Origin of the sequence: Enterobacter cloacae complex sp. 370H10 (genome assembly GCF_050031535.1) — a bacterium.
In the GTDB taxonomy this organism is placed as follows: domain Bacteria; phylum Pseudomonadota; class Gammaproteobacteria; order Enterobacterales; family Enterobacteriaceae; genus Enterobacter; species Enterobacter intestinihominis.
The window spans coordinates 2431364-2458234 of sequence record NZ_JBLGWG010000001.1 but is presented as its reverse complement, the minus strand read 5'-3'; the positions used below and the strand labels follow the sequence as shown (position 1 = coordinate 2458234).

The 26871-nt window shown below is 56.7% G+C and carries 23 protein-coding genes; 15 read left to right on the top strand and 8 right to left on the bottom strand.

Annotation, left to right across the window (positions count from 1 at the left end; all coding sequences use genetic code 11):
* The first annotated feature begins 73 nt into the window (after positions 1 to 73).
* From ACQG2Q_RS12155 to dsbG, 9 genes are all read left to right on the top strand, one after another.
* Complete coding sequence (locus ACQG2Q_RS12155; RefSeq protein WP_032648360.1) at positions 74 to 970, top strand: aminoimidazole riboside kinase; 897 nt, start codon at positions 74 to 76, stop codon at positions 968 to 970.
* Positions 971 to 1141: 171 nt separating this feature from the next.
* A complete protein-coding gene (locus tag ACQG2Q_RS12150; RefSeq protein ID WP_063849067.1) occupies positions 1142 to 2659 on the top strand; it encodes a carbohydrate porin in 1518 nt (505 codons plus the stop codon).
* Between the two features lie 66 nt (positions 2660 to 2725).
* Positions 2726 to 4096 carry a sucrose-specific PTS transporter subunit IIBC gene (locus ACQG2Q_RS12145; RefSeq protein ID WP_003857085.1) on the top strand — a complete coding sequence of 457 codons (1371 nt, stop codon included), beginning with the start codon at positions 2726 to 2728 and terminating at the stop codon, positions 4094 to 4096.
* Positions 4096 to 5502 carry a sucrose-6-phosphate hydrolase gene (locus ACQG2Q_RS12140; RefSeq protein ID WP_063849066.1) on the top strand — a complete coding sequence of 469 codons (1407 nt, stop codon included), beginning with the start codon at positions 4096 to 4098 and terminating at the stop codon, positions 5500 to 5502. Before ACQG2Q_RS12145 ends, ACQG2Q_RS12140 begins: the two co-directional genes overlap by 1 nt.
* Positions 5503 to 5529: 27 nt before the next feature.
* Positions 5530 to 6546, top strand: coding sequence for a LacI family DNA-binding transcriptional regulator (locus ACQG2Q_RS12135; protein ID WP_426759174.1), 1017 nt, complete (start codon positions 5530 to 5532; stop codon positions 6544 to 6546).
* Between the two features lie 95 nt (positions 6547 to 6641).
* On the top strand, positions 6642 to 8192 hold the full coding sequence (locus ACQG2Q_RS12130) for a methyl-accepting chemotaxis protein (protein WP_063849065.1): 1551 nt from the start codon (positions 6642 to 6644) through the stop codon (positions 8190 to 8192).
* Between the two features lie 191 nt (positions 8193 to 8383).
* Positions 8384 to 8797 carry a hypothetical protein gene (locus ACQG2Q_RS12125; protein ID WP_045622692.1) on the top strand — a complete coding sequence of 138 codons (414 nt, stop codon included), beginning with the start codon at positions 8384 to 8386 and terminating at the stop codon, positions 8795 to 8797.
* A 5-nt stretch (positions 8798 to 8802) separates the two neighbouring features.
* Complete coding sequence (locus ACQG2Q_RS12120) at positions 8803 to 9360, top strand: RNA polymerase sigma factor (RefSeq protein ID WP_180237992.1); 558 nt, start codon at positions 8803 to 8805, stop codon at positions 9358 to 9360.
* Positions 9361 to 9401: 41 nt separating this feature from the next.
* Positions 9402 to 10178 carry a thiol:disulfide interchange protein DsbG gene (dsbG, locus tag ACQG2Q_RS12115; protein ID WP_022648169.1) on the top strand — a complete coding sequence of 259 codons (777 nt, stop codon included), beginning with the start codon at positions 9402 to 9404 and terminating at the stop codon, positions 10176 to 10178.
* Positions 10179 to 10216: 38 nt separating this feature from the next.
* Here dsbG and ACQG2Q_RS12110 read toward each other — a convergent pair whose 3' ends face one another.
* From ACQG2Q_RS12110 to ACQG2Q_RS12100, 3 genes are all read right to left on the bottom strand, one after another.
* Positions 10217 to 11506, bottom strand: a complete 1290-nt coding sequence (locus ACQG2Q_RS12110; RefSeq protein WP_063849064.1) for a glycoside hydrolase family 10 protein — start codon at positions 11504 to 11506, stop codon at positions 10217 to 10219.
* 7 nt (positions 11507 to 11513) lie between these two features.
* The gene (locus tag ACQG2Q_RS12105; RefSeq protein WP_063849063.1) at positions 11514 to 11801 is read right to left on the bottom strand and encodes a VF530 family DNA-binding protein; all 288 of its coding nucleotides are present in this window, start codon (positions 11799 to 11801) and stop codon (positions 11514 to 11516) included.
* Between the two features lie 129 nt (positions 11802 to 11930).
* The gene (locus ACQG2Q_RS12100; protein ID WP_063849062.1) at positions 11931 to 13412 is read right to left on the bottom strand and encodes a UbiD family decarboxylase; all 1482 of its coding nucleotides are present in this window, start codon (positions 13410 to 13412) and stop codon (positions 11931 to 11933) included.
* A gap of 111 nt (positions 13413 to 13523) precedes the next feature.
* Here ACQG2Q_RS12100 and ACQG2Q_RS12095 point away from each other — a divergent pair, with 111 nt between their 5' ends.
* Positions 13524 to 14423 carry a LysR substrate-binding domain-containing protein gene (locus tag ACQG2Q_RS12095; RefSeq protein WP_063849061.1) on the top strand — a complete coding sequence of 300 codons (900 nt, stop codon included), beginning with the start codon at positions 13524 to 13526 and terminating at the stop codon, positions 14421 to 14423.
* Here ACQG2Q_RS12095 and ACQG2Q_RS12090 read toward each other — a convergent pair.
* From ACQG2Q_RS12090 to ACQG2Q_RS12075, 4 genes are all read right to left on the bottom strand, one after another.
* On the bottom strand, positions 14399 to 15307 hold the full coding sequence (locus tag ACQG2Q_RS12090) for a LysR family transcriptional regulator (protein WP_063849060.1): 909 nt from the start codon (positions 15305 to 15307) through the stop codon (positions 14399 to 14401). The genes ACQG2Q_RS12095 and ACQG2Q_RS12090 overlap by 25 nt on opposite strands.
* A gap of 1 nt (position 15308) precedes the next feature.
* Positions 15309 to 16286 (bottom strand): MBL fold metallo-hydrolase, encoded by a 978-nt coding sequence (locus ACQG2Q_RS12085; protein ID WP_096216766.1) that lies wholly within the window; start codon positions 16284 to 16286, stop codon positions 15309 to 15311.
* A gap of 107 nt (positions 16287 to 16393) precedes the next feature.
* Complete coding sequence (locus ACQG2Q_RS12080) at positions 16394 to 17278, bottom strand: SDR family oxidoreductase (protein ID WP_022648162.1); 885 nt, start codon at positions 17276 to 17278, stop codon at positions 16394 to 16396.
* A 110-nt stretch (positions 17279 to 17388) separates the two neighbouring features.
* The gene (locus tag ACQG2Q_RS12075) at positions 17389 to 17916 is read right to left on the bottom strand and encodes a GNAT family N-acetyltransferase (protein ID WP_022648161.1); all 528 of its coding nucleotides are present in this window, start codon (positions 17914 to 17916) and stop codon (positions 17389 to 17391) included.
* 131 nt (positions 17917 to 18047) lie between these two features.
* Here ACQG2Q_RS12075 and treZ point away from each other — a divergent pair, with 131 nt between their 5' ends.
* From treZ to glgX, 3 genes are read left to right on the top strand one after another with little or no spacing between them, the layout of a single operon-like run.
* Positions 18048 to 19835, top strand: coding sequence for a malto-oligosyltrehalose trehalohydrolase (treZ, locus tag ACQG2Q_RS12070; protein WP_063849058.1), 1788 nt, complete (start codon positions 18048 to 18050; stop codon positions 19833 to 19835).
* A complete protein-coding gene (gene treY / locus ACQG2Q_RS12065; protein WP_063849057.1) occupies positions 19832 to 22300 on the top strand; it encodes a malto-oligosyltrehalose synthase in 2469 nt (822 codons plus the stop codon). Before treZ ends, treY begins: the two co-directional genes overlap by 4 nt.
* 15 nt (positions 22301 to 22315) lie before the next feature.
* On the top strand, positions 22316 to 24391 hold the full coding sequence (glgX, locus tag ACQG2Q_RS12060; RefSeq protein ID WP_022648158.1) for a glycogen debranching protein GlgX: 2076 nt from the start codon (positions 22316 to 22318) through the stop codon (positions 24389 to 24391).
* Here glgX and ACQG2Q_RS12055 read toward each other — a convergent pair.
* Positions 24388 to 24936, bottom strand: coding sequence for a winged helix DNA-binding protein (locus ACQG2Q_RS12055; protein WP_063145887.1), 549 nt, complete (start codon positions 24934 to 24936; stop codon positions 24388 to 24390). The two genes, glgX and ACQG2Q_RS12055, sit on opposite strands and share 4 nt — an antisense overlap.
* 224 nt (positions 24937 to 25160) lie before the next feature.
* Here ACQG2Q_RS12055 and ACQG2Q_RS12050 point away from each other — a divergent pair, with 224 nt between their 5' ends.
* On the top strand, positions 25161 to 25883 hold the full coding sequence (locus tag ACQG2Q_RS12050) for a DUF969 domain-containing protein (RefSeq protein WP_022648156.1): 723 nt from the start codon (positions 25161 to 25163) through the stop codon (positions 25881 to 25883).
* Positions 25880 to 26866 (top strand): DUF979 domain-containing protein, encoded by a 987-nt coding sequence (locus ACQG2Q_RS12045; RefSeq protein WP_038416071.1) that lies wholly within the window; start codon positions 25880 to 25882, stop codon positions 26864 to 26866. Before ACQG2Q_RS12050 ends, ACQG2Q_RS12045 begins: the two co-directional genes overlap by 4 nt.
* Positions 26867 to 26871: the final 5 nt, after the last annotated feature.

Below are 26871 nucleotides of genomic sequence, written 5' to 3'. Positions count from 1 at the left end.
CCATATTTCCCCGACACCCTGCCTGTGCTTAAATAGCTAAACCGGTTTAACATGATTTAGCTAAGAAGGTGATATGGAGACGATCTGGGTACTTGGCGATGCAGTGGTGGATCTGTTGCCCGACGGAGAGGGCAAACTGCTGCAATGTCCTGGCGGCGCACCGGCCAACGTTGCGGTAGGGGTAGCGCGTCTGGGAGGCAGAAGCGCCTTTATAGGCCGGGTGGGCGACGACCCCTTCGGACGTTTTATGCAAAAAACGCTTGCGGATGAGCAGGTTAATACAGAATGGCTGCGCCTGGACCCGCAGCATCGCACCTCCACGGTGGTGGTGGATCTCGATAACGACGGTGAACGTTCCTTTACCTTTATGGTTCGCCCGAGCGCTGATTTATTCCTCGACTCTGCCGATCTCCCGCCATTCCGCGCCGGGGAGTGGCTGCACGTCTGCTCTATCGCGCTCAGCGCCGAACCCAGCCGTTCCGCGACGTTTCAGGCGATGTCCGCTATCAGACTGGCGGGGGGATTCGTCAGCTTTGACCCCAATATCCGCGCCGATCTCTGGCACGATGAAGTCGAGCTGCGTCAGTGTCTTGAGCGGGCATTAGCCTGTGCAGATGTGGTGAAAATCTCGGTGGAAGAACTGGCGTTCTTAACCGGAAATGCGCAGGTCCATGAGGGGCTGGCGGCGCTGATGCGCACCTGTCCGGCCAGGCTGGTGCTGGTGACGCAGGGAAAAGAGGGCGTCACCGCCTGGCAAAAAGGTGCCTTGACGCACTATCCTGCATCACCCGTGGAATGCATTGATACCACCGGCGCGGGGGATGCTTTCGTCGCCGGGCTGCTGTTCGGTCTGGCACGTGATGGCCAGGCCCGTCTCTCAGAGGTCATCACGTTAGCGCAGCGCTGCGGAGCGCTGGCGACAACCGCAAAAGGGGCAATGACCGCGCTGCCTTATCATCACGAACTGTAATTCACGTCGCCAGGCCTCCGGTCGGGGGCCTGAATTGTCGCCTCGATCACACTTACTAAAACGGTTTAGCAAAAAACGTTGCCGATTCAAAATTTAACGGTTTAGTATCACTCACCTAAACCGGTTTAGCAATTTAGCACTTTTACCGATAGTTATTAGGGATGCGACAAAATGTATAAAAAACGCAGACTTGCCGTGATGATAGGCATGCTGGCCGGCAGTACCTCTGTTTTTGCCCAGACGGATATGACCCGTATCGAAGCGCGCCTGGCAGCGCTGGAGCAGCGTTTGCAGGAGGCGGAAACCCGTGCGCAGGTTGCTGAAAAACGCGCCACGGCAGCGGAACAGAAAACGCAGCAATTGGTGGCTGCGCAGCAGGAAGCGCAAACCTCCACACAGGCGGTGGCGCAACGTACCACGGCGCTGGAAGAGAAAGCCGAACGGACAGGCGGTTTTGAGTTTCACGGTTACGCCCGTTCCGGGCTGCTGATGAACGACGCTGCCTCCAGCAGCAAAAGCGGTCCTTATCTGACACCCGCAGGGGAAACGGGTGGGGCCATCGGGCGTCTGGGGAACGAAGCGGATACCTACGTTGAGCTGAATGTTGAGCACAAACATACGCTGGAGAATGGCGCGACGACGCGCTTTAAGGCGATGCTGGCCGACGGTCAGAAAACCTATAACGACTGGTCGGCAGACAGCAGCGACCTGAACATTCGTCAGGCCTTTGCCGAGCTGGGCAATTTGCCGGACGTTAACGGTGCGCTGAAAGGCAGCACCTTCTGGGCGGGTAAGCGTTTTGACCGCGACAACTTCGACATTCACTGGCTGGATTCCGACGTGGTATTTCTCGCCGGGACCGGCGGCGGCGTCTACGACGTGAAGTGGAACGATACGCTGCGCAGTAACTTCTCCCTTTATGGCCGTAATTTCGGCAGCGAAGAGGAGATCGACAACAACGTCCAGAACTACATCTTAAGCATGAACCACTTCGCCGGGCCGGTGCAGATGATGGTCAGCGGCTTACGGGCAAAAGATAATGACGATCGTAAGGACAGCAACGGCGATCTGATTAAAACCGACGCGGCGAATAACGGGGTGCATGCGTTGGTGGGTCTGCATAACGAGAGCTTCTACGGCCTGCGGGAAGGTTCCGCCAAAACGGCGCTGCTTTACGGCCACGGTCTGGGGGCCGAGGTGAAAAGCATTGGTGCAGACGGCGCATTGCTGTCAGAAGCCGATACCTGGCGTTTTGCAAGTTACGGTGTCACGCCGCTGGGCGGTGGCTGGCACATTGCGCCCGCCGTACTGGCGCAAAGCAGTAAGGACCGCTACGTGAAGGGCGACAGCTACGAGTGGGTCACACTCAATACGCGTCTGATCAAAGAGGTGACCCAGAATTTCGCCCTCGCGTTCGAGGGCAGCTATCAATACATGGATTTAAACCCGGAAGGCTACAAGGATCGCAATGCGGTTAACGGTAGCTTCTACAAGCTGACCTTTGCCCCGACGTTAAAGGCGGGCAAGATTGGCGATTTCTTCAGCCGTCCGGAGCTGCGCCTGTTCGCCACCTGGATGGACTGGAGCAGCAAGCTGGATAACTACGCCAGCGATGACGCCTTTGGCAGCAGCGGCTTCAATGCGGGTGGGGAATGGAACTTTGGGGTGCAGATGGAAACCTGGTTTTAACCCTTCACGCTCCCGCATTGCGGGGGCGTTTCGAACATCATAAAAAGAGGTCAGGAAGAGGTATCTATGGATTTTAATCATATTGCGCGCGAGCTTATTCCGCTGCTCGGTGGCAAAGAGAACATTGCCAGCGCGGCACATTGCGCCACGCGCCTTCGTCTGGTGCTGGTCGATGATGCGCTTGCCGACCAGCAGGCTATCGGCAAGGTTGAAGGTGTAAAAGGCTGTTTTCGAAACGCCGGGCAGATGCAGGTGATCTTCGGCACCGGGGTGGTGAATAAGGTTTACGCCGCGTTTATTCAGGCGGCAGGGATTAGCGAGTCCAGTAAATCGGAAGCGGCGGATATTGCAGCCCGCAAGCTGAACCCGTTCCAGCGCATCGCGCGTCTGCTCTCCAACATCTTCGTGCCGATTATTCCGGCGATCGTGGCCTCGGGTCTGCTGATGGGCCTGCTCGGGATGGTTAAAACCTACGGCTGGGTTAATCCGGATAACGCGCTCTATATCATGCTGGATATGTGCAGCTCGGCGGCGTTTATTATTCTGCCGATCCTGATTGGCTTCACCGCCGCGCGGGAGTTTGGCGGCAACCCGTATCTGGGCGCAACGCTCGGCGGCATCCTGACTCATCCGGCGCTGACCAACGCCTGGGGCGTAGCGTCCGGCTTCCACACCATGAACTTCTTCGGTCTTGAAATCGCCATGATTGGCTATCAGGGAACCGTCTTCCCGGTACTGCTGGCGGTGTGGTTTATGAGCATTGTGGAAAAACAGCTTCGCCGGGCGATCCCGGATGCGTTAGATCTGATCCTGACGCCGTTCCTGACCGTCATTATCTCCGGCTTTATCGCGCTGTTGATTATTGGCCCGGCGGGACGCGCGCTGGGCGACGGGATCTCCTTTATTCTTAGCACCCTGATTGCCCACGCGGGCTGGCTGGCCGGGCTGTTGTTTGGTGGGCTCTATTCGGTGATTGTCATTACCGGCATTCACCACAGCTTCCACGCTATTGAGGCCGGACTGCTGGGTAACCCGTCGATTGGCGTGAACTTCCTGCTGCCGATCTGGGCGATGGCGAACGTGGCGCAGGGCGGGGCATGTCTGGCGGTGTGGTTCAAAACCCGTGATGCCAAAATCAAAGCCATTACCTTACCGTCGGCGTTTTCCGCGATGCTGGGCATCACCGAAGCGGCAATTTTTGGCATCAACCTTCGTTTCGTGAAGCCGTTTATCGCGGCCCTGATCGGTGGCGCAGCGGGCGGGGCCTGGGTAGTGTCGGTGCATGTCTACATGACCGCCGTTGGGCTGACGGCGCTTCCCGGTATGGCGATCGTTCAGGCCAGCTCGCTGCTCAACTATATTATCGGCATGGTGATTGCCTTTGGCGTGGCGTTCACCGTCTCTCTGCTGCTGAAATATAAGACGGACTCTGAATAATGACCTTACCTTCCCGCTGGCCTGCCGTGTTGCAGGCCGTTATGCAAGGCCAGCCGCGTGCGCTGGCGGACAGCCACTATCCGCAGTGGCATCCCGCACCGGTGACAGGGCTGATGAACGATCCGAACGGCTTTATCTGGTTTGCCGGACGTTACCATCTGTTTTATCAGTGGAACCCGCTGGGCTGCGATCATCGCTACAAGTGCTGGGGGCACTGGAGCTCAGCAGATCTGGTGCACTGGCAGCACGAGCCAATGGCGCTGATGCCTGACGAAGAGTATGACCGCAATGGCTGTTACTCCGGCAGCGCCGTGGATAACAACGGCGTGCTGACCCTGTGCTATACCGGCAACGTTAAGTTTGACGATGGCGGCCGCACCGCCTGGCAGTGTCTGGCGGTGCAAAATGACGACGGCACGTTTGCCAAACTGGGACCGGTGTTGCCCCTGCCGGACGGGTATACCGGGCACGTCCGCGACCCGAAAGTGTGGCGCCATGACGGGCAGTGGTACATGGTGCTCGGGGCGCAGGATCAGCATAAGCGCGGCAAGGTGCTGCTGTTTACGTCAGCCGATTTGCACACCTGGGCGTCCTGCGGCGAAATCGCCGGTCACGGCGTCAATGGACTCACGGACGCGGGCTATATGTGGGAGTGCCCGGATCTGTTTGCGCTTGATGGCACACACGTCTTGATCTGCTGCCCACAGGGGCTGGCGCGCGAACCGCATCGCTATCTCAACACCTATCCGGCCGTCTGGATGAGTGGGGCATTTGATTTTCAAACGCCTGCATTTGCGCACGACGAATTGCATGAGCTTGATGCCGGTTTCGAATTTTACGCGCCGCAAACCACGGTGGCAGAAGACGGCCGCCGCATCCTCATCGGCTGGATGGGCGTGCCGGACGGCGAAGAGATGCTCCAGCCTACACGGGTGCACGGCTGGATCCACCAGATGACCTGTCCGCGCGAGCTGCGCTACCGCGACGGTAAGCTCTGGCAAACGCCGGTCCGTGAGCTGGAAACGCTGCGCGAGGATGAACATCACTGGCAGGGACGCGCCAGCGATGCCCCGGTGCTGGAGGGAACGCGTCTTGAGTTCGAACTGAGCGCATCGCGCGTTAATGTGGATTTTGCCGGCGCGTTGCGGCTGATTATGGATGATGCGGGGATCCATCTGGAACGCGCCAGCCTGGAAACCGGAGAGACGTTGAACCGCTACTGGCAGGGCACTGTTCATCATTTACGCGTGCTGTGTGACCGTTCCAGCGTCGAAATTTTCATCAATCACGGTGAAGGCGTCATGAGCAGCCGCTATTTTCCTGACCATCCGGCCCAGGTTCGCTTCGAAGGTGCGTCCGACATCACATTACGCTACTGGCCGCTGCGCAGCTGCATGATAGAATAGGGTTTTGGCAGCCGGATCTAAGTCGTTGTGAGAAAAACAAAACGCGTCACCATTAAAGATATCGCGGAGCTGGCGGGGGTATCAAAAGCCACCGCCAGTCTGGTGCTGAACGGCCGCAGCAAAGAGCTTCGGGTGGCGGAGGAGACACGCGAGCGTGTGCTGGCGATTGCCAAAGAACATCATTATCAGCCCAGTATTCACGCCCGTTCGCTGCGGGACAACTGCAGCCACACCATTGGTCTGGTGGTGCCGGAAATCACCAACTACGGGTTTGCCGTTTTTTCTCATGAGCTGGAGACCCTCTGCCGCGAGGCGGGTGTTCAGCTGCTGATCTCCTGTAGCGATGAAAATCCGGGCCAGGAGACGGTGGTGGTCAATAACATGGTGGCCCGCCAGGTGGACGGGCTGATTGTCGCCTCCAGCATGCTCAACGACGCGGATTATCAAAAGCTGAGCGAGCAGTTGCCCGTTGTGCTCTTTGACCGTCATATGAACGACAGTTCTCTGCCGCTGGTCCTCACCGATTCAATTACCCCGACCGCCACGCTGGTGGCCGACATTGCGCGCCAGCATCCGGATGAGTTCTACTTCCTCGGCGGCCAGCCGCGGCTTTCCCCGACGCGTGACCGTCTGGAAGGGTTTAAGCAGGGGCTGCGTGACGCTGGCGTCGAGTTACGTCCGGAGTGGATTATTCATGGTAATTACCATCCGAGCTCCGGCTACGAAATGTTTGCCGAACTTTGCGCGCGCCTGGGCCGCCCGCCAAAAGCCCTTTTTACCGCCGCCTGCGGTCTGCTGGAAGGGGTGTTGCGCTATATGGGGCAACATAATCTGCTGCAAAGCGATATGCGTCTGGCCAGCTTTGACGATCACTATCTCTATGATTCTCTGACCATTCCTGTCGATACCGTTCGTCAGGATAACCGTCAGCTCGCCTGGCACTGCTTTGATCTGATTGGCAAACTGATTGAAGGGGAAACGCCGGAGCCAATCCAGCGTAAACTGGATGCCACACTGCAACGGCGATACAAGGCCCGGGAGTGACAGGGTAACGTCTGACGGATATATCAATAACTTTAATTAATTAAAGATCGGATTCAGCCGATAACCAAAGGGAAATTATATCCCTGAGGTGTGTTATGTCGTTGAAAAAATCATCCCTGATTATCCTGTTTTCCCTGCTTTTCTTCTTTGTGGCCAGCACCATCACCAGCGTTGGGCTCATCATTAAAAGTAATACTTCGCTGGATAATGTGAACAAAGAAATTCAGGTGGTCCTGTCCATTATTGATCCCATTAACCATAGCCGAACCCTGCGCGTCAGGGTTATGGAGTATGTAAAAATGGTGGAATCGGGGGACGCCACCGACTCGTCTGCGAAACTGGCCTCGGTTAAAGAGGCGCTGACCAAAGCCGATAGTGCATTTTCGGCGTTTATGGCCTCGCCGCGTTTGCAGGACGAAGCCCCGCTGGTCACTGCCTACCAGGAGGCGTGGCAAAACTACCGTAACCAGGGACTGGCACCACTGATTGCCGCTGCCGCCGCTCACGATGTGTCGCGGTTCAACGCTCTTATTCCCGTGGTGTCTCAACTCGATCGCCAATATGAAATTGTGCTCGATCAGGTTCTCTCCGTTCACCAGAAGTACGCCAAAACGCTGAACGAGGATGCGAGCCATAATTTTGTGTCGGGTCTGGTTATTATCGCCTGCATTGCGGTGCTGTTCGTGGTGGTGATCCTCGTCGTCAGCCTGCTGATGAAACGCGTGGTCTTTGCGCCAGTGAACCTGGCGCGCGAGCACTGTCGACAGATTGCGGCCGGGAAGCTGGACGTACCGGTACCGATCAAGCGTGATTCCGGGAATGAAATCGATCACCTGATGTCCTCGATGGAGCAGATGCGCCAGGCGCTGCTCTCCACCATTTCTCAGGTGCGCGATGCCAGCCACACCGTAACGCATGCGGCGCAGGAAATTGCTTCCGGCAATATCGACCTGGCCTCCCGTACCGAGCAACAGGCTTCTGCCCTGACCCAGACGGCCGCCAGCATGGAAGAGCTGAGCGCGACGGTGGCGAATAACACCGATAACGTGTTCCAGGCCGGTAAGCTGGTGCAGGATGCCGTGAAAAATGCCCATACCGGTGAAGCGGTAACCCGTGAAGTCATCGAAACGATGAATACTATCGCGTCCAACTCGAAGCGTATTGAGGACATCACCAGTGTCATCAACAGTATTGCTTTCCAGACTAATATTCTGGCGCTGAACGCGGCCGTTGAAGCGGCGCGTGCCGGTACGCAGGGGCGAGGATTTGCCGTGGTGGCAAGTGAAGTGCGCACCCTGGCCCAGAAAAGCGCGGTGGCGGCGAAGGATATCGAAAGCCTTATCGCCCAGTCTGTTTCCAGCGTGAAAAACGGTGCGGAACTGGTGAATCGTTCGGGAGAGGTGATTGATTCTATTATCAGCTCTGTGAATAAAGTGCATACGCTGATGGAACAGATTTCGGTTGCCTCAGAAGAGCAGAGCCGTGGAATTGGTCAGGTTGGGCAGGCCGTAACGGAGATGGACGGTGTGACCCAGCAGAACGCGGCGCTGGTGCAGCAATCCGCCGCAGCCGCGGCCTCGCTGGAGGAGCAGGCGCAGCAGTTGTCGCAGAGTATTTCGAGTTTTCGTCTGCCGGCAATTGCGTGATTAAATGAGGAAGGCTCCTGTTGGAGCCTTTTTAATGTCTGCATTCATCCGCTGCACAATCTCCTTCAGCCATTACTGTTATCCGTACAAAGCCGCTATCACATAAATTTTATCTTTCCCCGGCAATATTTCTGTTCCTCATCCGTCTACCTCATCAGAGACCATAATCATTCAACATAAACGAGGTACACATGAGAAATTTTGATATGCACGGAAAAGGTCACGGACGTGGTTTGGGCCGCCATCGTATGTACAAGGGCATCGTGATAGGCGCAGTCCTGTTCGTGGTGCTTGGCCTGCTGGTCATGTCCCTGTGGAACGCGTTGCTCCCGGCCATCCTGGGGGTTAAAGCCATTGGCTTCTGGCAGGCGCTGGGGATCCTGCTGCTGAGCCGCATTCTTTTCGGTGGGCTGGGTTTTCGTCCAGGCATGTTCGGTGCACACCGCCGTATGCACGCACAATGGATGAATATGACCCCCGAACAACGTGAGGCCTTCATTCAGCAGCGTCGGGCGGGATTTGGGCGTCATGGTCATTGCCGGTGGCACGATGACCGGGATGAGAAGCGAGATGATAACGCTGCGAAAGCGCCGGAAGCCGAGTGAGCGATATGAAAGCCGGTGAGGCGGGGGAATCATTACTGATCTCGGCACTCAATGCCTGCCGCGCACGGCTAAAAGCCTTCATTCGCGGACGGACTGCGGTTCGTGATGATGTTGATGATATTCTTCAGGAAGTGACCTGGCAGTTGATGAAAGTGGAACAACCGGTGGAGAACGTCGCCGCCTGGCTGTTTCGCGCCGCGCGGAATGAGATGATCGACCGGGCGCGAAAAAAGCATGAGGTTTCACTGCCGGGGTACCTGACGGCAGATGACGAGGACTTTCCGGAGCAGGAGATTGCAGAAACGTTATTCGGCGTACCGCAAACGCCGGAGGAGGAGTATCTCAACATGCTGCTGTGGGAAGAGTTGGGGCAAGCCCTGTCGGAACTGTCGCCACCACAGCGCGAGGTGTTTGAAAAAACGGAATTTGAAGGATACACCATGAAGGCGCTGGCGGAGGAAACGGGCGACAGCGTGCAGGCGTTATTATCCCGCAAACACAAAGCTGTGCGATTTTTGCGTAGTCGCCTCAAGGATATTTATGAAGCGTTGACAGGGCAATAAAGTTCGACCACTCTGAAAAACAATATCTTAGAGGGGTCGTTATGCTTCAACTGTTAGCAAAGAAAAAGATGCTGTTACTCTCTGCTCTGCTGTTTTCAGGGCTGGTCAGGGCAGAGGAGTCGCTTCCGGATGTGGTAAAGCACTTCAGTGAGCAGCAGGATATCAAAATCATTAAGAAAATTGATGCCCCCGGCGGCGCGCCAGCGTGGCTGGGGCAGTATCAGGACATGGGCGTGACGCTCTTTCTGACCCCTGACGGAAAGCACGTGGTGTCTGGCTATCTGTATGATGAGAAGGGAACCAACCTCAGCGAGGCCTTTTTCCAGAAAGAGATCTACGCCCCGATGGGCCGCGAGATGTGGAAAAAGCTCAATGCGGCGCATCCGCTGAAAGAGGGCGCCGAGAGCGCCCCGCGCAAAGTCTTTGTTTTTGCCGACCCGTTCTGCCCGTACTGCAAGCAGTTCTGGGCTGAAGCGCAGCCGTGGGTGAAGGCCGGCAAGGTCCAGCTCAACACGCTGCTGGTTGCGTTTCTTAACCCGAACAGCGGGCGTAACGCCTCCGCGATCCTGAATGCCAAAGATCCGGTGTCGGCCTGGAAAGAGTACGAGCTGTCCGGCGGTAAAAAGCTGCCTAAACCTGAAGGGGCGGCTTCACGGGAAACCGTTGAGATCCTGCAAAATCACCAGACGCTTATGGACAGTCTCGGCGCAAATGCCACACCGGCTATTTATTACCTGAATGAGCAAAACGAACTGCAGCAGGTCGTGGGCATGCCAGACGCAAAACAGCTTGAGGCGATGTTCGGGCCGAAGCCGTAAAAAAAAGGCAGAAACAGGACGTTTCTGCCTTTTGTCAGTCAACTACCCCAGCGCCCCCGGAGGTAATTTACGGCTTCCTGCGTCTGCGGCTGGTTAAGATAGTCTTCACGGAACAGGATGGTGCCTTTTACGTCTGGCAGTGAATCGTTGAGGTCGAGCTGTTTTTTCAGCTCCGGTACGCCGCCGTTCACCGTCCAGTCCGGTTCGTTTCTGGAAGGCGCGCCCACTTTGTAGAACGCGATCCCGATATACAGGCGGGTATGGGTCGGTTTCACCACGTCAGCCCACCATTTTGTCAGCACATCGTATCGTGCCGCGTCGCGGGCGAAGGGCCAGTAGATCTGCGGCGCAATGTAATCCAGTAAACCCTGCTGTACCCACTTACGCGTGTCAGCGTAGGATTCATCGTAGGCTGCGGCACCGCGCGTGTCCGATCCTGCCGGGTCGAAGGAGCGGTTGCGCCATACACCCGCCGGGCTGACGCCAAATTCAACCTCAGGCTTTGCCTGCTTGATCGCCCTTGATACCTGCACAATCAGCTGCTGCGTATTGTGCCGACGCCAGTCAGCTTTCGACGCAAATCCCTCGCCGTAGCGCCTGAAGGTCCAGGCATCGTTCAGGGTTGAGCCCGGCGTCTCGGTGTAAAAATAGTCATCGAACTGAACGCCGTCGACAGGGTAGCGATTCACCACTTCCATCACCACCTGGGTTATCCAGTCCCGCACCTCGGGAATGCCCGGGTCGAGAACAAAACGATCCCCCGAGGTGCGGATCCACTCCGGATGCTGGACGTAGACGCTGGAGGGATGAAGCGACGAGGTACGGTTAAGCGCCGCGATGGTCGACGGCTTCGTATTGGTGGAGACGCGGTAAGGGTTGAACCAGGCGTGAACCTTCATCTCGCGCTTGTGCGCTTCATCCAGCATAAACTGGAGCGGATCGTAACCGGGGTCTTCCCCGATAGTCCCGGTCAGGGTATCTGACCACGGCAGTATTTCAGAGGCCCACAGCGCCGTACTGTCCGGTTTTACCTGAAAGAAGACGGTGTTGATCCCAAGCTTTTTCAGCTTATCGAGCTTGTCCGTCAGCGCCTTCTGTTGCTGGGCGATACGCTGGTCCGCGCTGCGGCCATTCACTGATGACACGGGGGGCCAGTCGAGACGGGAGACGGTCGCCAGCCAGATCCCGCGCATGGGTGCGTTAGTCTGCTGTACAGGTTTCGCCTGCGGCAGCGGGGTAACGAGTGATTTGGGTGGTTTGGAAGTGCAACTTACCAGTAAAAGCGCGCAGCCAAGCAGCGCGCCAGTCCGTTTTACGTGTCGCATCATTTGCGTGTTAGCTCCTGGGTGTCCGGCCATCCGTCCAGGGATTAAACGCCGGTTCGTCCTGTTCCTCGTTACCGTCATCGTGAAGGGAGACGAGGTAGAGGGCTTCAACTTCCGCCCGCGCCCATGGGGTCCGGCGCAGGAACTTCAGACTCGATTTAACACTCGGGTCCTTGCGAAAACAGTTGATTTTGATTCGGTTGCCCAGTTCATTCCAGCCATATCGCGCAACCAGCGCGTTAACCTGCATTTCAAGCGTTACGCCATGCAAAGGATCGTTGGAAATATGTGCTGTCATAGGCGTCCGGTAGTCTCATTTTTTATGGGGATGTGATAAACGCTCAAAGGTTACAAGAAAGCAGGGGACGCGGCAATTTCAGCGTGAGGTTCTTCACCCGTAAAGGGTGAAGAGGATTTCCGGTTAATACTATTTTTTAAACAGTTCAGGTGCCCACGGCGTCGGGTCTACCTCCATAAAGGGTGCACGCTCAAAGCGGGACTTCAGCGCCCAGGGCACCGTACAGTCGAAAATCGTTTTGCAGGTGATCCCGTTGCCACGAATGGAGGGACTGTAGTCCGGCGCCTGAGACGGATCGAGTTGGTGACCGCGGATCCCCGGCAGATGGGTGATACTGACATCGCCCTGCATACGGGTCGTCATCGCCCACAAAATGTCGTCGCTGTCGAAAATATCCACGTCTTCGTCGACGAGAATAATATTTTTAAGCTCGGAATAGGTGGCTAACGCGATGAGGGCCGCCTGACCCTGACGCCCTTCGTCAGAAGGCTGGCGTTTTTTAACCTGCAATACCCCAAGGAATTTGCCCCCGCCAGCGGTATGCGCATAGACGTTTTGCAGGAAACCGGGGATGGCTTCTTCCACCGCATTCCGGATGCTGGCCTCCGTTGGCAAACCGGCCAGCGTGGTGTGCTCTTCGCCCGGTCCTACCAGGGTTTGCAGGATCGCCTGATGACGCATCGTGACGGCCTTCACTTTGATTACCGGTAAGGAGGGGTTAGCCTCCCCGCAGTAGCCGGGAAATTCCGGCATCGCGTGCCCGGTGTGGGTATGCTGATCTTCTTCTACACGAACGCCCGGCAGCAGTTCGCCTTCGATGATGATTTCCGCACGCGCAATCGCTTTTTCATTTACGGCCACACCCTGCACCAGCTCGACGGGAGCCTGACGTAACGCACCGGCGACACCCAGCTCGTTGTAGCCGAAGGGCGTAGTAGGGGCTTCGAAACAGGCGCCAATATAGATAGCGGGATCGAGACCCATATTGATCGTGACCGGCAAGGGTTTGCCCGCCTCTTCGGCTTTCTTACGGAACACTTCAATATGGCGGCCCGCGGCAAGGAACATGGAGAGCTCATCGCGCTCCTGAACGCAAAGACGGTGAATAGTGACATCGGTCAGCGAGGCGTCTTCCGGATCGCTTGCCAGCACCAGCCCCAGACAGAAGAACGGACCGGCATCTATCGGCGTGTTGGTCGGTGCCGGAAGCAATTTACGCAGATCGAAGTCCGGATCGTCGGCATAAAACACCTGCTCCTGACACGGCGCCTGGTCCGCCGGGACGACAACGGGAGCAATCGGGTTTTTCACCGCCTGGCCGACATGTTTTGCCAGTTCAGAGGGCTCGCAGCCCAACAGGAGCGCCGCCCGCTCGCGGCTGGCGTGCATACCGACCAGAATACGGGAGTCGGGATACCCCTTAATAGCGTTAAACATCATGGCCGGGCCGATGCGCGTCGGACGTTTTACCGTGCCGCCAGCACCAATGTGCCGGTACACACCCGCCAGCTCCGCGTCAGGATCGACCGGATGGCTGGTTTCAAGGTATTGACCTTCATGGCGTTTGAGCAGTTCGATAGCACTTCTGAGATCGTTGATGTGGTTTTCCATATTTTCCCCCTCGGATGATTGCATCCATTCTTAACCGGACGAAGAAGGCTATCAATTGCATCATTCATGCTATTTTAATATGAATTTTATTATCAATAATGAAGGCACAGTATGCAGTTTCGACTGATGCGCAATTTTATCGTGGTGGCGGAAGAGCTTCACATGCATCGTGCGGCGGAGCGCCTTAACATGGCGCAACCGGCACTAAGCCAGCAAATCAAAACGCTTGAAGATCGTCTGGGGGTAGTGCTCTTTAGCCGGGCGAATCGTCGCCTGACGCTGACGCCAGCCGGTGAGGCGTTTCTCAGTAAAGCCAGAGTGGCGATTTTTATGACCGATCAGGCCATTCTGGATGCCAGACAGACGGCCAGAGGGGAACAGGGCGTGCTGAATCTCGGATGCGTTTCAAGCGCGATATTCGACAGTAAGCTGCCCGACGCGCTGCGGCTTTTACATGAGAAATGGCCAGCCATCAGCCTTTCCATGATGACGGGAAACGTGCAAACCCTTTATACCGGCGTGCAAAGCAACCAGCTGGATGTGGCCATTATTCGTGCCCCGTTACCGCTGCTGCCTGACGATCTTCAAAGTCGTCCTTTTACAACGGAAAAAGCCGTGCTGGCCTTACCTCGTCAACACAGTCTGGCGGGCTCCGCCGCGCTGACGCTTGCGTCGGTGAAAGAGGAGAAGTGGATCGCCCTGCGCGACCCGGAGGGGATGGGGCTGGAGCAATATTTCTATGATGCCTGCCACAGCGCGGGCGTACAGCCTGACGTTGTGCAAAATGCCACCGATGTCCCCACGGTGATAAGCCTCGTCTCGGCAGGGTTTGGCATCGCCATGCTGCCAGCTTCAGCGAAGGCGATATGCGTACAAAACGTCGTCTTTGTGGATATTCTTGACCGACTCCGGGAGAGCGAGCTGACGCTGGTTTGCCACCGGATTATTCGCTCTGAGGTCCTGAAAAAATTGCTGAGTATCCTCGATCATACCTTACGTCCGGCGGCCTGAAGAAGCTGTTCACGTAGCCAGCGATTAGCCGGATCCTGACTGTTTTTCGGATGCCAGTACATACCGATGACGATCGGCGGGAGATCCAGCGGCGGCGGAAAAATATCAAGCGTTTGCGTAAAGCGTAGCAACATGCGCCTGGGTAGGGTGCAGAGTAAATCGGTACCGGCAACAATCGCAGGCGCCATCGCATAGCTTTGCGTCGACATCACCACGTTACGCTGGTGGCCAAGCCCCGCCAGATGCTGATCGACAAAGCCCGCGAACGGGTCGCCCTCGGATGAAACCACCAGGTGTGAAAGACTACAATAGCTTTCCAGATCCACCGGCCCCGTACCGCGCGGATGGCCTTTCCGCTGGGCTGTGGCATATTCATCGTCAAACAGCTTGCGTCTGACCCATGCATCGTGCGCCCCCGCGTTAACGCCGATATAAATATCCACATCGCCATTTTCCATCTGCGCTGACAGCAGCTGGGTTTCCGGGAGCGCAAAACGCAGGCGGATACCTGGTGCCGCACTGCTAATCTGATTCTGCAACTCTGCCCCCAGCATTAGCGCCGGGTTTTCGTGCAGGGCAATAACAAAGGTGCGGTTGCTGTTCTGCGCGTTGAACGTGGTGGGTTCAAGCATCGCCGCTATGCCCTGCAAAACCGTCGCGACCTGCGGCCTTAACGCTTCGGCGCGCGGCGTCGGTAACACCCCACGTCCGTGTGGGGAAGGGACAAACAGCGGCTCACCAAACAACACGCGCAGGCGTGCCAGGCGGGCAGACATTGCTGGCTGGCTGATGCCCAGCCGCGCGGCCGCATGGGTGATATTCTGGTCCCTGAGTAACGCATCCAGCGTCAGGATCAGGTCCATATCCATATCGGAGGGGGACATCTTATTTTGCGTCACGGTTGGTATAGGTCACCGGGACCCACGTGTAGCCTTCCCGCTCACCTTTCGTCACATAGCCGATCCCGGGGAAAGGCAGATGTGGCGCCGCAATCAGATCTTTGTTTTTCATAAACTCAGCGAAAGCTGCGTTGCGCACCCGGGCGGCGCCGTCCTGATCCTCATCGTAAGCAATCGTCACGTTGGGCTGCGGGAACTGAACTGCGGCGACGTGGATGATGTCGCCGACAAAGGTAATTTTTTCACCTTTGCTCTCCAGCGTGTAAAACGCGGAACCTGGGGTGTGGCCCGGGTGAACCGTACCGCTGATGCCCGGCAGAAGCTGTTCGGTGCCTGAGAAAGTCTTCACTTTTCCGGCATCCAGATAAGGCTTTAATGTCTTGTGCGCGACATCGAAGTAGTTCTGGTCATAGCCCGATTTTTTCTGGTTCTCGACGTTAAAGAAGAAATCGATATCCGGTTTGCCGACAAAGACCTGCGCGTGGGTAAACACGCGCTGACCGTCTTTGACCAGACCACCGGCGTGATCGGAGTGCGCATGGGTGATTAGAACATCGGTAATATCTTCGGGTTTGATGCCCTGGGTCGCCAGGCTTTCAATCAGCCGCCCGCCTTTGCCGGGGCCAAAGAGCTGACCGGAACCGGTATCCACCAGGATTTTGTGCCCGGGCAAGGCGATATAAAACGCGTTAATCGATGCTTCCACCGGATTGGCCTGGAAGTTTTTGGCCAGTAACGCATCGGTATTTTCCGCCGTCGTCCGGCGCAGTAAGGCGTGCAGATCCTGCGGCACGCTGCCGTCCGTAAAGGCGGTAATAATCGTGTCGCCAACCTGAACGCTGTAGCCGCCAGCCTGCTGTTTCACCACATGCTGCGGAACGCTGGCCACCGCGTGGATCGCTGGAAAGAATAAAACTGAACCGGTCAACAGGGTTGATATCGCAAGTTTTTTCACAGTAAACATGATGGGCTCCTTAATAGTAAGTTCATCATAGTTCAACTGCGATTTTTGAGAACAGCAGGGGAGTGAATGTGACCTATCCATGAAATGGATAGGTCTGAGAGGATGCTTTACAGCACGCCGGTACCGCCATCAGAGCACCACACTTGCCCGGAAGCGTATGAGCAGGAATCGGAGGCAAACAGCACATACAGCGGTGCGATTTCAACCGGCTGACCCGGTCTCCCCAGGGGCGTATCTTCCCCGAACTTCTGAACTTTAGACTGAGGCTGACCGCCGCTGGACTGAAGAGGCGTCCAGTATGGACCTGGCGCGACGGCATTCACCCGAATGCCACGCGGCCCAAGCTGCTGGGCCAGAGACTTGGTAAAGGCCACGTTACAGGCTTTGGTCTGCGCATAGTCCACCAGGATCGCGCTCGGTTTAAACGCCTGAACGGAAGTGGTGTTGATGATCACGGCACCTTCCTGCAAATGGCGCAGCGCAGCTTTGGTGATCCAGAAGGGGGCATAGACGTTGGTCTTAAACGTTGCGTCAAAATCTGCCGTGGTGAGATCGTCGATAGATTCACAGTACTGCTGGCGTCCGGCGTTATTCACCAGGATATCCAGGCCGCCCAGTTCGGCAACGGCTTTTTCCACCAGCGTGTCGCAGAAGGACTCCACGCGAATGTCGCCGGGAATGGCGACCGCTTTACGGCCTTCGGCCTGAATCAGCGCAATGACCGATGCCGCATCGGACTCCTCTTCCGGCAGATAGCCAATAGCGACATCTGCACCTTCACGGGCATAGGCGATGGCTACCGCGCGACCAATGCCGGAATCACCGCCGGTAATCAGCGCTTTTTTTCCTGCCAGTTTTCCTGACCCGATATAACTTGTTTCACCATGATCCGGTATTGGCTTCATTTCCGATGCCAGCCCGGGAGCCCTTTGCGGTTGTTCTGCAAACGGTGGACGAGGGTAATGCAGCGTGTGATTATTTCCTGTAGACATACCGGCCTCCTTAATAGTGAATTCCAAGATTAGTCGTTAATTAAACGTAAGCGGGCAAAATTGACAAATTCAGACAAATCTATATTCCAGTGGCGGATATAAAATATTTCTCAAGCCAGCATGTAATACCAGAAAAGGGCGACCTCATCTTTTTCCGGCAGGGCGTTGTAAAGGTAACGATCGTAACCGCCCAGAATAAACCCATAGTGACGATAGAAAAGGCAGGCAGAAACATTAACGTTCTGCGTCTCCAGCCGTAAGCCGGGCGCATTGAGGCTTCGCGCCCAGACGTGGGTGGCAGACATCAGCTTGTGCGCCGCGCCCGTTCGGCGTTTTGAACGCTCCACGGCAATGTAATCCACCGAAATAAATTTATTCCAGTTGCAGGACGCGGTAATAAAACCGGCGATTTCACCGTCATCCGTTTCGGCGATAAGAAATATTGAATCGGGATTAACGCAATGATTTTCCAGCGTCTGGAGATCCAGTTCATAGGTTTTATGATAAGGATCGGTTAGCGCCTCGATATGCAAATCACCATTGAGAAAAGGTTCTCTGGCAATCTCATCGACCGTAAAAGAAAAATCACAACATTCAAGACGGGCGAGGTCGGTGCTTAATCCTTTTCGAATATGCATAGTATTCCTTAAGTGGGAGTTATAAATAGATAATAGACGAAGCGGCATACCCTGCTGGCATAACACTCTGTTCATCCTGGTCTAAGCTTGTATTTCGTTCCGCGTAAAATGTGGTCATTCGAGGACAATGAATGGAATTCAGAACATGTCGCAGGCACTGGGGTGCTGAGTTTATTTCCGATGACGTTGTACGTTTTCGCGTCTGGGCAGAAGGGCAGAAAGATCTCACGTTGCGTTTAACCGACACCGATATTCCGATGGCGGCGGTGGGCGACGGCTGGTTTCAGGTTGACGTGCCCGGCGTCAGACACGGTACGCCGTATCAGTTTGTTTTACAGGATGGAATGGCGGTGTCGGATCCGGCCTCGCGCGCGCAACAGGCTGACGTCAACGGCCCGTCGGTGGTAATCGACCCGCGTCACAACCTGCCCGCACAGCGGGAATGGCAAGGGCGGCCATGGGAAGAGACGGTGATCTACGAGATGCATATCGGCACCTTCACCGGGGAAGGAACCTTCAGGGCGGCCATCGATAAATTGCCTTATCTGGCCGAACTGGGTATTACGCAACTGGAAGTGATGCCCGTGTCCCAGTTCGGGGGCGCGCGCGGATGGGGGTATGATGGCGTACTGCTGTATGCCCCGCACTCAGCTTATGGCACACCGGATGATTTTCATGCCTTCATCGATGCCGCCCACGCGCTCGGGCTTTCCGTGGTGCTGGATATTGTACTCAACCACTTTGGCCCGGAAGGGAACTACCTGCCGTTGCTCTCGCCGGCGTTTTTCCATCAGGATCGTATGACCCCGTGGGGCAACGGTATAGCCTATGAGGTTGAAGCCGTCCGGCAATACATCGCTGAGGCGCCGTTATTCTGGCTCTCGGAGTATCATCTTGACGGTCTGCGCTTCGACGCCATCGACCAGATCCATGACAACGCTGAGACCCATATTCTTCCCGAGATAGCGCAACGGATCCGCGACGCCTTTCCGGATCGGCATATCCATCTGACCACCGAAGACAGTCGCAACGTGATTTTCCTGCATCCGCGCGATGAGCATGGTCAGACGCCGCTTTTCACCGCCGAATGGAATGATGATTTTCACAACGCCGCGCATGTCTTCGCGACCGGGGAATCACACGCCTATTATCAGGATTTTGCCTTTGAGCCGGAGAAAAAGCTGGCGCGGGCGCTGGCAGAGGGCTTTGTCTACCAGGGGGAAATCTCGCTTCAGACCGGGAAATCGCGCGGGGTAGAGTGTCGCGAGCAACCACCGCAATTTTTTGTCGATTTTATTCAGAATCACGACCAGGTCGGCAACCGTGCCCAGGGGGAGAGGCTTATCTCTCTGGCTGGGGCGGAGAAAACGCGCGTGCTATTCGCGGCGCTGCTCCTGTCGCCACATATCCCGCTGCTGTTTATGGGTGAGGAGTATGGCGAAACGCATCCGTTCCTCTTTTTCACCGACTTCCACGGCGACCTGGCGAAAGCCGTGCGGGAGGGGCGCGCGAAAGAGTTTACCGGCCATGCCGGGCACGATGAAACCGTACCGGATCCCAATGACGTAAATACCTTTATGCGGTCGAAACTTGACTGGAACAAGGCAGACACGGAGGAAGGCAGGGCGTGGCTGCACGTTACGCGCGAACTGATTGCGCTGCGTCAACGCTTTATCGTCCCGTTACTGAAACAGCGGGGCGCCGTGGAGGGTAACGTCCTGCAAACGGCGCTCGGCATGGTTGCCGTGAGCTGGCGTTTTCCGTCCGGTACGCTGTCGCTGGCGCTGAATATCGGCAAAAAGCCCCTCGCCTTACCGGACCTGCCCGGAAAAACGATCTTTAGCTGGCCGGAGGCAGTCGAAAACCTGCCGCCGAACAGTATTGTTGTTCGCTTTGCTGATGGAGAAGCAGCGCTATGATCCCTTCCTCTACTTACCGAATTCAGTTTCGCAACGGCATGACCTTCGATCGCGTGGTGGACCTGATTCCGTATATGAAAGACCTCGGAATTAGCCATCTTTACGCGTCGCCTGTTTTCACCGCAACCACGGATTCCACCCACGGCTATGACGTGACCGCCCCCAACGAAATCGACCCGGCGATTGGCGGGCGGGAAGGGTTTGACCGCATGGCGGCAGCGCTGAAACAGGCGGGGATGGGGCTGATTCTGGATATCGTTCCTAACCATATGTCGACCTCGCTGGAAAACCGCTGGTGGCGCGATGTTATCGAGCACGGTCGGCAGAGCCGCTATGCGGCATATTTTGATATCGACTGGTCCCGACCCCTGACGTTGCCGTTTCTTGGCGACACCTTTGAAGCCGAGCTGGAGCGGGGGGCTATCACCCTGAAACGTGACAGTGTCACCGACAGCGCGGCGTTGGTTTACTATGATACCGCCTATCCGCTTAATCCCGGCACGTATGCCGAAGGCAAGAGCATCGCTGAGATCCACGAGGCGCAAAGCTGGCGGCTGATGTCCTGGCGGGAAGCGCCGAAACAGCTTTCATGGCGGCGCTTTTTTGAAATCACCGGGCTGGTCGGCGTGCGGGTAGAGGATGAGGCGGTATTCGCAGACACGCACCGCCTGATCCTTGAGCTTGTCCACGCCGGGGTTGTCGACGGCCTGCGCATTGACCATGTGGACGGGCTTGCCGATCCGCTGGGCTATTTGCAGCGACTGCGTGCGGCGACCGGACCGGATTGCTACATCACGGTAGAGAAGATCCTCGCCAAAGGGGAACAGCTTCCTCCGGAGTGGCCCATCTCAGGTACTACGGGCTATGAGTTTATCGCCTCCCTGGCGGAAGTGCTGGTGGATGATACCAACCTCTCGCGGCTGGAGACGCTCTACGACGAGACACTGGGTACGACCGTTGACAGGCAGGCGGAACTTCGCAACGCCAAAGGGCTGATGACCGATCGTAATTTTGAAGGTGAATTTACCACGCTGCTTAAAATAGCCAGCGAGCTGGCCGGGCATAACGGTGCCGAAGTGGAGCATGAGGATATCCGCCATGCCCTGCGCGAGCTGCTTATCGCGTTTCCGGTGTATCGCACCTACGGCACCGCACAGGGGCTGACGTCACCGGATGTGGCGCTGCTCAGCCGCGTGGTCGCCAGCGTCAACACCTCTGAACCCGCTCTGAGCCTTATCGTGCGTATTCTTTCCGGCGATCTGCCGGAGCATGACCACGCGCTGGCCTCGCTTTTCCGCACCCGTTTTCAGCAGCTGACCGGGCCGCTGATGGCGAAATCGGTAGAGGATACGCTGTTCTTCCGCCATAACCTGGAGTTGGCCCTGAACGAAGTCGGCGCCGACCCGACGCCGCGCGCGTTTTCACTTTCCCGTTTTCATCAGGAGATGCGCATTCGACTTGCCCGCCAGCCCGATGCGCTGCTGGGAACCTCCACCCACGACACCAAACGCGGCGAGGATGCACGAGCTCGTCTGTATACGCTGACGGAAGCGCCAGATCTGTGGGGAGAAAATCTGGCGCGCTGGCGGCAGATGAACCAGACGCAAGTCCGATTCCTCAACGATGGCACCGCGCCGAACGCCGCCGACACCTGGATGATCTTCCAGGCGCTGGCGGGCGTCTGGCCAGCAACCCTGTCGCCTGAGGATCGTGATGGCCTTAAGTCACTGGAAGAGCGTTTCCTCGGCTTTATCGAGAAAGCCCTGCGCGAGGCCAAGCAGCGTACCGACTGGATCGACAGCAACGAAGGTTACGAGAGCGTGGTCCTGGACTACGTGCGCCATCTGCTTTCCCCGGATAACACCCTGTTCCTGCGTGATTTCAGTGCCGCACTCCAGCCGTTTATTCGGGCTGGGTTAATGAACAGCCTGAGCCAGACGGTGATCAAACTGACTGCGCCTGGCGTACCGGACATCTACCAGGGCAGCGAGGGGCTTAACTTCAGCCTCGTCGACCCGGATAACCGCCGCGAACCGGATTTCGCCGCACTGGCGGAAAACCTCAGCGTAGCGGATGGCACCGTTTTTAACGATGCGCAACGCTGGCGAGACGGCAGCGTGAAGCAGTACGTCACCGCCACGCTGTTACGGCTTCGGCCACATTACCCCGCGCTTTTCCGCTACGGCGACTGGCTGCCGCTGAAGGTAACCGGCGAGCGGGAGGAGAATCTGATCGTTTATGCCCGCATCAAAGATGACGAGGCGCTGATCGTCGCCGTGCCGCGCCTGGTGTTTGACGTCACCGATAATGCGATGCTGTGGGCCAATACTACCGTGGCCATACCCCAGGCGCTGGCCGGGAAGCAATACCGGGATCTGTTTACCGGTGAGCGTCGCCTTCTGCCAGAGACGCTGGATTTAACGTCTGAAAAGGGATGTTTGTTGGTTCTGCTTACCTGCGAATAATTGAGGAGAACAAAAATGCCAAAGGATACAACGTTTGAAATTCGGGCCGGTCATGGCCAGCAGTTGGGCGCAAATTATGACGGAAAAGGGGTGAACTTCGCCCTGTTTTCCGCCCACGCTGAGCGGGTGGAGCTGTGTCTGTTTGATCCTTCGGGAAAAACAGAAATCGCCCGTCTGGAACTGCCGGAATATACCCATGAGGTCTGGCACGGCTATGTGCCGGACCTGAAACCGGGGGCGCTGTATGGCTACCGCGTTTACGGCCCCTACGATCCGGAGAACGGTCACCGCTTCAACCCCAATAAGCTGCTTATTGACCCCTATGCCCGTGAACTGGTAGGTGAAATTGAGTGGAACGATGCCCACTTCGGCTATGAACTGGGACACGACGAGCTGGATCTCAGTTTTGACACGCGAGACAGCGCGCCGTTTACGCCCAAATGTAAGGTCATCGACCCCAATGCCGTTGACTGGCAGGACTCACGCCGGCCCGATATCCCGTGGCCGCATACCGTGGTCTATGAAAGCCACGTAAAAGGCTTTACCCAGCTTAACCCGGCTATTCCGCCTGAACTGCGCGGTACGTTTGAGGGGATGGGGCATAAAGCCTCGGTGGAGTACATCAAAAGCCTCGGCATTACCTCGGTCGAGCTGCTGCCGGTTCACTGGTTCCCGGACGATCAGCACCTGCTCGATCGCGGCCTGAAAAACTTCTGGGGCTATAACTCGCTCGGTTTCTTTGCGCCAGCGTCCCGCTATTACGGCCCGGCGGGGATCCAGGGTTTCCGCGACATGGTGCGTGCTTATCATGACGCGGGCATCGAGGTGATCCTCGACGTGGTCTATAACCACACGGCGGAGGGCAACGAGCTGGGGCCAACCCTGTCGTTTAAGGGGATTGATAACTTCTGCTATTACCGCACCATGCCGGATCAGCATCGGTATTACATCAACGACACCGGCACCGGAAACACCGTAAACACCTCGCACCCGCGCGTGTTGCAGATGGTCATGGACTCCCTGCGTTACTGGGCGGAATCGATGCAGATTGACGGTTTCCGCTTTGACCTCGGAACCATTCTCGGACGCGAGCCGGAGGGATTCGACCCGCGCGGCGGCTTCTTTGATGCCGTGACCCAGGATCCGGTGCTGTCGAAGCTGAAGCTTATCGGTGAACCGTGGGATATCGGCCCAGGGGGGTATCAGGTGGGGGGCTTCCCGCCAGGCTGGGGCGAGTGGAACGACAAATACCGCGACACGGTACGTGAATACTGGAAGGGAGATAACGTTTCTAACGATTTTGCCGCCCGTCTGTTAGGGTCCGGTGATTTGTACGATCTGCGCGGACGTCGTCCGTGGGCCAGCGTCAATTTTATCACCGCGCATGACGGCTTTACGCTGAACGACCTGGTATCTTACAACGAGAAGCATAACGCCGATAACGGGGAAGATAATAACGACGGACATAACGATAACCGGTCGTATAACTACGGTGAAGAAGGGCCGACGGAGAATCCGGATATTATCGCCACCCGCGAGCGGCAAAAGCGCAACTTCCTCACCACGCTCTTCTTCTCCCACGGCACGCCGATGCTGCTGGCAGGTGATGAGTTTGGCCGGACGCAAAAGGGCAATAATAACGGCTATTGCCAGGACAGCGAGATCTCCTGGATAAACTGGGAAGGACTCTCTGAAAACGACGAGAAGCTGCGCGACTTTACCCGTCGGTTGATTGCTCTGCGCGCTGAGCAGCCGCTGCTGCGCCGTGAAAACTGGCGCGACGGGCTTGAGATCCGCTGGTTTAACGCCGGTGGCGGACCGCAGCAGTCGGAACAGTGGGACGAGGGTTCCACCCTTGGTCTTGCCATCAGCCGTCCGGATCTTGAGCAGGAAGAGGGCATCTGGCACGACGTGCTGATGCTGTTTAACCCGTTTGAAGGCACGGTGCCCTTCCAGATCCCGCAGTTTGGCGAAGGGGGCTGGGTGCTGGAGCTTTCGACGGCGGATGATGCCCCCACAGGGGAAATCATCACGGAATCCGTCGATTATGAACTGGCCGGGCGGAGCATAACGCTTTTCCGCCGTCCTTAAAGCGAGGCCGCCGCGCGTGCGGCGGTATCATACAGGGAGGAGATCGCGCGGAGTAACTGCGCGGTCTCACCAATCAACGCGCCTGGAATGCCGCTTTCCGCATGAATGTTGATCAGGCAGGCTTCCCGTACCTCCCGGTACTTCATGCACAGCGCTTTGCCTTCCTCCGTCGTCGAGAAAAAGAGCTCTTTCCCCGCTTTTTCACTGGTGACGTAACCCGCCTTTACCAGCTTTTTCAGCGCATACGTCACCACGTGGGTATCTTCCACGTTCAGCACAAAGCAGATGTCGGCCAGCTTTTTCTTGCGGTTGCGGTGGTTTACGTGGTGCAGAAGCGAGACGTCGAAAGCGCCCATATCCGGTTCCCCTGCTGCGGTCATGCAGCGCACCATCCATTTGTTAAACGCATTGCTGGTCATGATCAACGCGTATTCCAGCTCCGACAGTTCGGCACACCGCTCTGAGACGAGATGGCGGGAGGAGACGATACGCCCGTCCGCAATGTCGTCGTGGTTTAACGCTGTTTTCGTTTTCTTTGTCGTCATACCGATCCTTTCTCCAGAATGTAAACCCGTCGATAAAATAAGAACATTTTATTGATAAATTGTTTACATGTTTTTGACGTTCAGATATAGCTTTTTAGTGCAGGTTCTGTGGAGCCTGACGCAAAACACAACATCGCGCGCCGTAATGCACCGGCTTCGCTCTGCTGCGAAGTATAAAAAATAGCCGTCGGCGCGCAACGCTCACTTTGGATAGGGTAACGTTTATGGACAGTTCTACACTGTTGCCACTTATCGGGATTCCGGTGGTGGTTATTGGTTTTGCACTGCGTTTCAACCCGCTGCTGGTTGTCGTGGTGGCGGGGCTGGCAACGGGCCTGCTGGTTGGCATGGATTTCGGTATGCTGCTGGAAACCTTTGGCGAAAAGTTCGTGAATAGCCGATCGCTCGCCACTTTCATTCTGATCCTGCCGGTGATTGGCCTGCTGGAGTATTACGGGCTGAAAGAGCGCGCCCAGGCCTGGGTCGCGAAGATCGCCAGCGCCACCTCGGCGCGTATCCTGATGCTCTACTTTGTTGCCCGCGAAGGGACGGCTGCGCTGGGCCTGATGTCGCTTGGCGGCCACGCACAAACGGTGCGTCCTCTGCTGGCGCCGATGGCCGAAGGGGCGGCCCTGAATGAATACGGCGAACTGCCGCAGACTATCCGCGACAAAATCAAAGCCCATGCCGCCGCGTGTGACAATATCGCGGTTTTCTTTGGGGAAGATATCTTTATCGCCTTTGGCGCGGTACTGCTGATTGATGCGTTCCTGAAAGAGAACGGGATCGAGGGGATCGAACCGCTGCATATCGGCCTGTGGGCCATTCCGACCGCTATTGCGGCACTGATCATCCATATGACGCGTCTGCTGCGCCTCGACGCCAGCATTCGTCGCGACGTGATGGCCTGGAGAGCAGAGCAGGGTACGCAGGAGATCGCACCATGATGACCTTTATCACCATTAACCGCGTGTACTACCTGATCGGCTTTGTCGTGATGCTGCTGGTTGTGATGACCCTTCGCGATCGCGCTAACCCGAAACGCTATACCACCGCGCTGTTCTGGTTTCTGTTTGGCGGGATCTTCCTGTTTGGCGATCTGATGGTGCAGGAGCTGGGTAAGTCGCTGGCGTATCGCATTATTGGCGGCGCCGTTATCGTGATTGCGCTACTGGCCGGTTTCGGGCTGGTCGGGAAGGGGCATTATAAAATGTCCACCGAGGAGGAGCGGGTTGCCTCATCACACCGGCTGAAAAACTGGCTATTCTTGCCCGCGCTGATGATCCCGGTGGTGACGGTCATCGGGACGCTGTTTCTGAAAGGCGTGTCGATTGGCGGTGTCTATCTGCTCGACCAGAAGCAGCTTACGCTGGCGGCGCTGTGCGTGGCCTGTGTGGCGGCTATCCTCACCGGCTGGTGGCTGACAAAAGGTACGCCGCTGCATGCGGTTCGTCAGTCGCGTCGGCTGGTCGATACCATTGGCTGGGCGGTGATCCTGCCGCAGATGCTCGCCATGCTCGGCGGGGTGTTTGTGGTGGCGAATACCGGCGAATCGGTACAAAAGGTGGTCAGCCTGTTTGTGAACCCGGACAGCCGCTTCATGCTGGTGGTCATTTATTGCGTGGGGATGGCGCTGTTTACCATGATTATGGGCAACGCCTTCGCTGCCTTCCCGGTGTTAAGCGCCGGTATCGCTCTGCCATTCCTGATTAACGTCCATCACGGTAACCCGGCACCATTGCTGGCTATCGGCATGTACGCAGGCTATTGCGGCACGCTGATGACACCGATGGCCGCCAACTTCAACATCGTGCCCGCCGCGCTGCTGGAGCTAAAAGACAAATATCAGGTTATCAAGATCCAGATCCCGACCGCGTTAACCTTGCTGGTGGTGAACGTGTTCTTAATGTATTTCCTCGTGTTTCGCTAAGGAGC